The 842-nt window shown below is 44.3% G+C and carries 1 pseudogene; it reads left to right on the top strand.

What is annotated here, in order from left to right:
* Positions 1–81 precede the first annotated feature (81 nt).
* Positions 82–830: pseudogene (locus ACT3SX_RS15330) on the top strand (IS5 family transposase).
* Positions 831–842 lie beyond the last annotated feature (12 nt).

Below are 842 nucleotides of genomic sequence, written 5' to 3'. Positions count from 1 at the left end.
CTAGGGCGTGTCATCAATTAGCATAGATATTTCAGAATAAGCTATACTTAGATCGTATTTAGGAATTTGAGCTCAATGACTATGACAAGACGACATGCCCTACGTGATGACCAATGGGAGAGAATTAAAGACATTCTACCTGGTAAACCAAGTGACGTTGGTGTTACTGCAAAGGATAACCGCTTGTTCGTAGAAGCGGTTCTGTACCGTTACAAGACCGGCATACCTTGGCGTGACCTACCTGAACGCTTTGGCGACTTCAGAGTGATTCATACTCGTTTTAGTCGCTGGTCAAAAAAAGGCGTATGGGAGCAGGTTTTTAATCAACTCTCTGAACAATCCGATGACGAATATGCCATGCTAGATGCCACGATTGTTAAAGCCCACCAGCACAGTGCTGGAAAAAAAGGGATCAAGCCATTGGACGCAGCAAAGGTGGACTGACGACTAAAATACATACTCGAACAGATGCATTAGGCAATCCTACTGGCTTTTATCTAACAGGTGGGGCAGCTCATGACCTGTGTGGCTCAGATGAATTGCTTGATGTCAGTATTAGCCAAACGTGGCTTGCCGATAAAGCTTACGATGCTGATGCCCGCGTTATTGAACCGATTAAAGCAGTGCAAGGTAATGCAGTTATACCATCTAAGTGTCATCGGCTGCAGCCAAGAGACTTCGATAAAGAGCTTTATAAAGCGAGGCACCTAATAGAGAACTTCTTTGCCAAGATTAAGCAGTATCGTGCGATTGCCACTCGCTATGATAAGTTAGCCAGTCATTTCCTTAGTGCCATTCACTTAGTTTCTTGTGTCGTTTGGCTTAATTGATGACACGCCCTA

The organism is Psychrobacter sp. AOP31-B2-9, from assembly GCF_052378005.1.
Classification (GTDB): Bacteria; Pseudomonadota; Gammaproteobacteria; order Pseudomonadales; family Moraxellaceae; genus Psychrobacter.
This window is presented reverse-complemented; position numbering and strand designations above follow the sequence as displayed.